At 62.9% G+C, this 5,290-nt stretch carries 6 protein-coding genes; 4 read left to right on the top strand and 2 right to left on the bottom strand.

Going from position 1 to position 5,290, the window contains the following annotated elements; genetic code table 11:
- The first annotated feature begins 27 nt into the window (after window positions 1-27).
- The gene (locus EN984_RS21800; protein WP_127267509.1) at window positions 28-696 is read left to right on the top strand and encodes an alpha/beta hydrolase; all 669 of its coding nucleotides are present in this window, start codon (window positions 28-30) and stop codon (window positions 694-696) included.
- Between the two features lie 26 nt (window positions 697-722).
- On the opposite strand, the gene sthA is transcribed toward EN984_RS21800, so the two are convergent.
- Window positions 723-2,111 carry a Si-specific NAD(P)(+) transhydrogenase gene (gene sthA, locus EN984_RS21795; RefSeq protein WP_127383941.1) on the bottom strand — a complete coding sequence of 463 codons (1,389 nt, stop codon included), beginning with the start codon at window positions 2,109-2,111 and terminating at the stop codon, window positions 723-725.
- A 208-nt stretch (window positions 2,112-2,319) separates the two neighbouring features.
- On the opposite strand from sthA, the gene EN984_RS21790 reads away from it, so the two are divergent.
- The 3 genes from EN984_RS21790 to EN984_RS21775 all read left to right on the top strand — a co-directional run bounded on the left by EN984_RS21790 (window position 2,320) and on the right by EN984_RS21775 (window position 4,721).
- On the top strand, window positions 2,320-2,790 hold the full coding sequence (locus EN984_RS21790) for an RDD family protein (protein ID WP_127267507.1): 471 nt from the start codon (window positions 2,320-2,322) through the stop codon (window positions 2,788-2,790).
- 140 nt (window positions 2,791-2,930) lie between these two features.
- Window positions 2,931-3,695: an arginyltransferase gene (locus tag EN984_RS21780; protein WP_023810205.1), complete on the top strand. Its 765-nt coding sequence runs from the start codon at window positions 2,931-2,933 to the stop codon at window positions 3,693-3,695.
- A gap of 129 nt (window positions 3,696-3,824) precedes the next feature.
- Window positions 3,825-4,721: a DMT family transporter gene (locus EN984_RS21775; RefSeq protein WP_127267506.1), complete on the top strand. Its 897-nt coding sequence runs from the start codon at window positions 3,825-3,827 to the stop codon at window positions 4,719-4,721.
- Window positions 4,722-4,733: 12 nt separating this feature from the next.
- On the opposite strand, the gene EN984_RS21770 is transcribed toward EN984_RS21775, so the two are convergent.
- Window positions 4,734-5,290: AI-2E family transporter (locus EN984_RS21770; protein ID WP_164765568.1), on the bottom strand; the 557-nt coding region annotated here is incomplete at its 5' end.

Genomic DNA, 5,290 nt, shown 5'->3' with positions numbered 1-5,290 from the left:
AACCTCATATAATCAAGAGGATGCGCGATGATCGAAGAGACCTCACAAGATGGTGCGCAGCGGCGTGATCTGGCCTTCAGCTACCGGCTTTACAGCCCGGCGGATTCAACCGGCGAATGTCTCTTCCTGCTGCATGGATCGGGTGTCGACGAGACGACATTGGTGCCGCTGGCACGAGAGATCGCACCGCGGGCCAAGCTGATCGCGGTGCGTGGCCGCATTGTCCAGGAGGATGGTTTCCGCTGGTTCGCGCGCATCACGCCGACGCGCTTCGAACAGCACAGCATCCGCACCGAGACCGATGCCTTTGCGGGCTTCGTCGCCGACGCGGCCACACGCCACCATCTCGATCTCTCACGCGCGACGTTCCTCGGCTATTCGAACGGCGCCAATCTGGTTTCAAGCCTGATGCTGCTGCATCCGGAGCTCGTCGAGCGCGCCGCGCTGCTGCGGCCGATGCCGGTGCTCGATCACGTGCCGGCGACGGATTTGTCAAAGGTGCGCGTCCTGATGATCGCCGGCGCCGCGGATCTCACCTATTCGCCCTTCGCCCCTGCTCTGGTGACATTGCTCAGCCAGCATGGCGCCGAGATCGACGCCCGGATTGTCCCATCAGGTCATGAATTCGGCAGCGCCGACGCCGCAATCGTCAGACAATGGCTGTCGGGATCCGCGGCGGTGGCGCAGGCAAGCTGACAGGCTCGCCGCCACGACCAGCCGGCCTACCCTCGTCCCATCCTGTTCCAGGCGTCCAGCCCTGCAATCTTGTAGGCTTCGGCGAGCGTCGGATAGTTGAAGGTGTTGTTGACGAAGAAGTCGACGGTGCCGCCGAGATTGATCACCGCCTGGCCGATGTGGATGAGCTCGGTGGCGCCCTCGCCGATGATGTGCGCGCCGAGCAGACGGCGCGTTTCGACCGAGAACAACAGTTTCAGGAAGCCGGTGTTGACGCCCATGATATGGCCGCGCGAGGTCTCGCGAAAGCGCGCCACGCCGATCTCATAGGCCGCACCGCTTTCACGCACCTGTTCCTCGGACTGGCCGACCGTCGAGATTTCCGGCACCGCATAGATGCCATAGGGGAATGTTTCCGGTGGCGGCGGCAACGGCACGCCGAAGGCATGGCAGGCCGCCACCCTGCCCTGCTCCATCGAAGTCGAGGCCAGGCTCGGAAAGCCGATGACGTCGCCGGCGGCGTAGATGTTCGGCACGCTGGTCTGGAACGTATGCGGATCGACCTTGATGCGCCCTCTGGAGTCGGCGTCGATTCCCACGACATCGAGGCCCAGGTTGCCGACATTGCCGGTGCGGCCGGCGGCGTAGAGCACGACCTCTGAACGAATGGTGCGGCCATCGGCCAGTTCCACCTCGGCGGCATCAGGCTTGGAGCGGATTTCCTTCACCGCGCTGCCCAGCCGGATGGTCATGCCGCGATCGCGCATCTGGTGGATGAAATCGTCGACGATCTCGCGGTCGACGAAATCGAGGATGGAGTTGCGCGGCTCGACCAAGGTTACCGGCACGTCGAGCGCGGAAAAGATCGTTGCATATTCGACCCCGATGACGCCGGCGCCGATCACCGTCAGCGTGCGCGGCAAGCGGTCGAGTTCCAGCATCTCGTCGCTGTCGAAGATTCGGGTCTTGTCGAAAGGCACATCGCGCGGCCGGTGCGGCCTGGTGCCGACCGCGATCAGCGCATTAGCAAAACCGACCTCGCTGTAATCGCCGGTGTCGGTGGTCAGGCTGACCTTGTTGGGGCCAAGGAATTTCACCGCAGCCCGGGCGCTCTTGACCGTGTTGCGCATGAACTGGTGCTGCAGCACCTCGACCTCATGGTCGAGCGTCTTGTGCAGGCGCTCGACCAGATCGCCGACCGAGATATCCTGCTTGACCCGGTAGCCGCGCCCGTAGAAGCCGCGCTCACGCCAACCCGAAAGGTTGAGCACCGTTTCGCGCAGCGTTTTCGACGGGATGGTGCCGGTATGCACCGAGACACCGCCCAGACGCCGGCCGCGATCGACCACCAGCACCGATTTGCCGAGCTTGGCCGACTGCACCGCGGCCCGGCGACCGGAAGGGCCGCTGCCGATGACCAGCATGCCGTAGTCCATATTGCCCCGTCCCCTGCCATGTGCGCTTTTGCTGCGCCGCAGCAAGCTAATGCTATCCGCGCCGCAAATTCAACCGGTTCAGATTGCGCCTGGCGCCTTGAAGGCCGGCGCACCGCAAGAAGCCCGATCTTGATTCCGCCACAGGCCTTCACCATTTCATGGCTGAGCGGTCCGCACCCTATGTCGGACCTTGTTACGAGGAAATGACATGAACGCGCGCGTTCTCGACGGCGAAATCATCACCAGCAGGCTCGACGATGTCAGGGCCTATGACGGCGTGCGCACGAAGCGCATCCTGGCTTTCGTGATCGACTATGTCATCGTCGCGCTGCTTACCATTCCGTTTGCCATTCTGGTGTTCTTCCTCGGGCTTTTGACCCTCGGGCTTGGCTGGATGCTGTTCGGTATCCTGTTGCCGACTGTGGCCATCCTCTACATCTGGAACACGCTGGGCAGCACCGACCAGGCCACCACGGGCATGAAGATGATGGGCATCCGGCTCGACCGGCTCGACGGCAGGCCGATCGACGGCCTCACCGCGGTCGTCCATTCGGTGCTGTTCTGGGCCGGCAACGTCATCCTGTCGCCGCTCGTCCTGCTGGTGACGCTGTTTTCCGACCGCAAGCGCACCTTGCACGATCTTTTGCTTGGCACGGTCGTCAGCCGCACGGACCGCTGAAACGGCCCTCTGAAGAGCAGTCGCAACCGATTGAGCACAAATGTGAAGGCGTCGAGTCGACCACGCCCACATAATCCTGTTGAATTTTTCGCCGTCCGCGCCAAAGGTAGAGCGATTCGAAGGAGTGTTTCCAAGGCTCGATGACGCAGCATCCGACCCAGTCGCCGCAGTTCTTCCTGACCGCGCCGTCGCCGTGCCCCTATCTCGACGGCCAGTTCGAGCGCAAGGTGTTCACGCACCTGGTTGGCGACAAGGCGGCGGAGATGAACGACCTCTTGACCCAAGGCGGCTTCCGGCGCTCGCAGAACATCGCCTACAGGCCGGCCTGCGAGACCTGCCGCGCCTGCGTTTCGGTACGCATCCTCGCCCAGGAATTCGTCGCCAGCCGCAACATGAAGCGCGTGCTGCAGCACAATTCCGATCTCGTCGGCCACATGCACAATGCCGAGCCTTCGACCGAACAATATTCCCTGTTCCGCAGCTATCTCGATGCCCGCCACCGCCGTGGCGGCATGTCCGACATGACGGTGCTCGACTATGCGATGATGGTCGAGGATACCCATGTCGACACCAAGGTGATCGAGTATCGGCGGCGTGGACCAGACACGTTCATCACCGGCAAGGGACAGGGCGAGCTGATCGCGGTGGCGCTCACCGACAAGATGGCCGACGGCCTGTCGATGGTCTATTCCTACTTCAATCCCGATTTCGAGGAACGGTCGCTCGGCACGTTCATGATCCTCGACCACATCGCCCGCGCCAGGGCGATGGGCCTGCCCCATGTCTATCTCGGCTACTGGGTCAACGGCTCGCGCAAGATGAATTATAAGATGCGCTTCATGCCGCAGGAGCATCTCGGCCCGAAGGGCTGGGAGCGCTACACCAACGAAGCGGTCGCGCGCTGATTACTCTTTCCCAAGTCCGGGCTTAAACATTTTCAATCGAGACGATGCTGGTCTTTCCGCTGGTTGGCGGAGAGCGTGCGATTGCGCCGGTCCGCCATCCTCTCCCGAATTCATTGTGAAAGTCGCTGCATGTCGTCTCACGATACTCACACCAAAGGACTTCTGCTCACCGCATTTGGCGGGCTGACGCTGACCGTGGACATCCCGCTGATCCGGCTCGCCCACGGCGAGGCATGGACAATCCTGCTGCTGCGCACCGGCTGCACCTTGGCCGCGGCACTGATCATGTGGACCATCTGGCGCTCGTTCAGCAAGAATGCGCCGCAGCTGATACCTGGCTGGTCGGGCCTGATCGTTGCCGCGATCTACGGGCTCGGCGCGATTGCGTTCATCACAGGCGTCTACAACACCTCGACCGCCAACCTGGTGTTCATCCTGGCCTTCACAACCATGTTCGCCGCGCTGCTTTCATGGGTGTTCCTGAAGGAGCGGCCGCGGCCGCTGACCCTTGCGGCATTGGCCATGATGATTGTCGGCGTCGTCATCATCGTCGGCGATTCCGTTGGCACCGGACATCTGTTCGGCGACCTGATGGCGTTGTGTTCGGCCTTCCTGATCGCCTGCGCCATCACCATCTCGCGCGCCAGCGGCAAGGATATGGGCTTTACCTCACTGATCGGCGTCGTCCTGCCCTTCGGGCTGGCGGCGTTCATGGTCTCCAACACCGGCTTTCAGGTGGAGGCGCCCTGGTGGATCATCCTCAACGGCGCCGTCGTCATGCCGATTGCGTTCTTCTGCCTTGCCGCCGGGCCGAAATACATTTCGGGCCCTGAAGTGGCGATGTTCTACCTGCTCGAAACCGTGCTGGCGCCGGTCTGGGTGTGGATGATCTTTGCCGAAACACCGACGCGCAACAGCCTGATCGGCGGCGCGATCCTGATCGTCACGCTGATCGCGCATTCGCTGTGGCAGCTTCACGAGGGACGCAAGCGGCGTGGCGACCTTGCGGTGCAACATCCGGTCTAAGGCGCGTTGAGATCAGGCGCTGGCCTTCTTCGCCACGTCGGGTTCCGGCAGGACCTCGATTTGCGGACCGGCTTCGATTTCGGCTGGCGAGCCCGGGACGACTTCATCGGCCATTTCCACCTCGCGAAGCCATTCGCGCCAGATCGCGACCAGCAGGGCCATCAGCACCGGGCCGATGAACAGACCGAGAAACCCCATGGTCTTGACGCCGCCGATCAGGCCGAAAAACGTCGGCAGGAAGGGCAGTTTTATCGGCCCGCCGACGAGCTTCGGGCGCAGTGTCTTGTCGACGATGAACAGTTCGACCGCACCCCAGAGGAACAGTGCCAGCCCGGCCATCGGCGAGCCGCTGGCGGCCAGATAGATCGAGACCAGCGTGAACGACAGTGGCGCACCGCCAGGGATCAGCGCCATGACGCCGGTCAAGGCGCCAAGCGTGACCGGCGACGGCACGCCGGCCAGCCAGTAGGCGATGCCCAGCACCAGGCCTTCGCCGATGGCGATCACGGTCATGCCGGTCACGGTCGACGAGATCGTCGCGGGCACGACGCGCGAAATCCGTTCCCATC

Source organism: Mesorhizobium sp. M7A.F.Ca.CA.004.12.1.1, from assembly GCF_003997835.1.
Taxonomy (GTDB): domain Bacteria; phylum Pseudomonadota; class Alphaproteobacteria; order Rhizobiales; family Rhizobiaceae; genus Mesorhizobium.
This window is presented reverse-complemented; position numbering and strand designations above follow the sequence as displayed.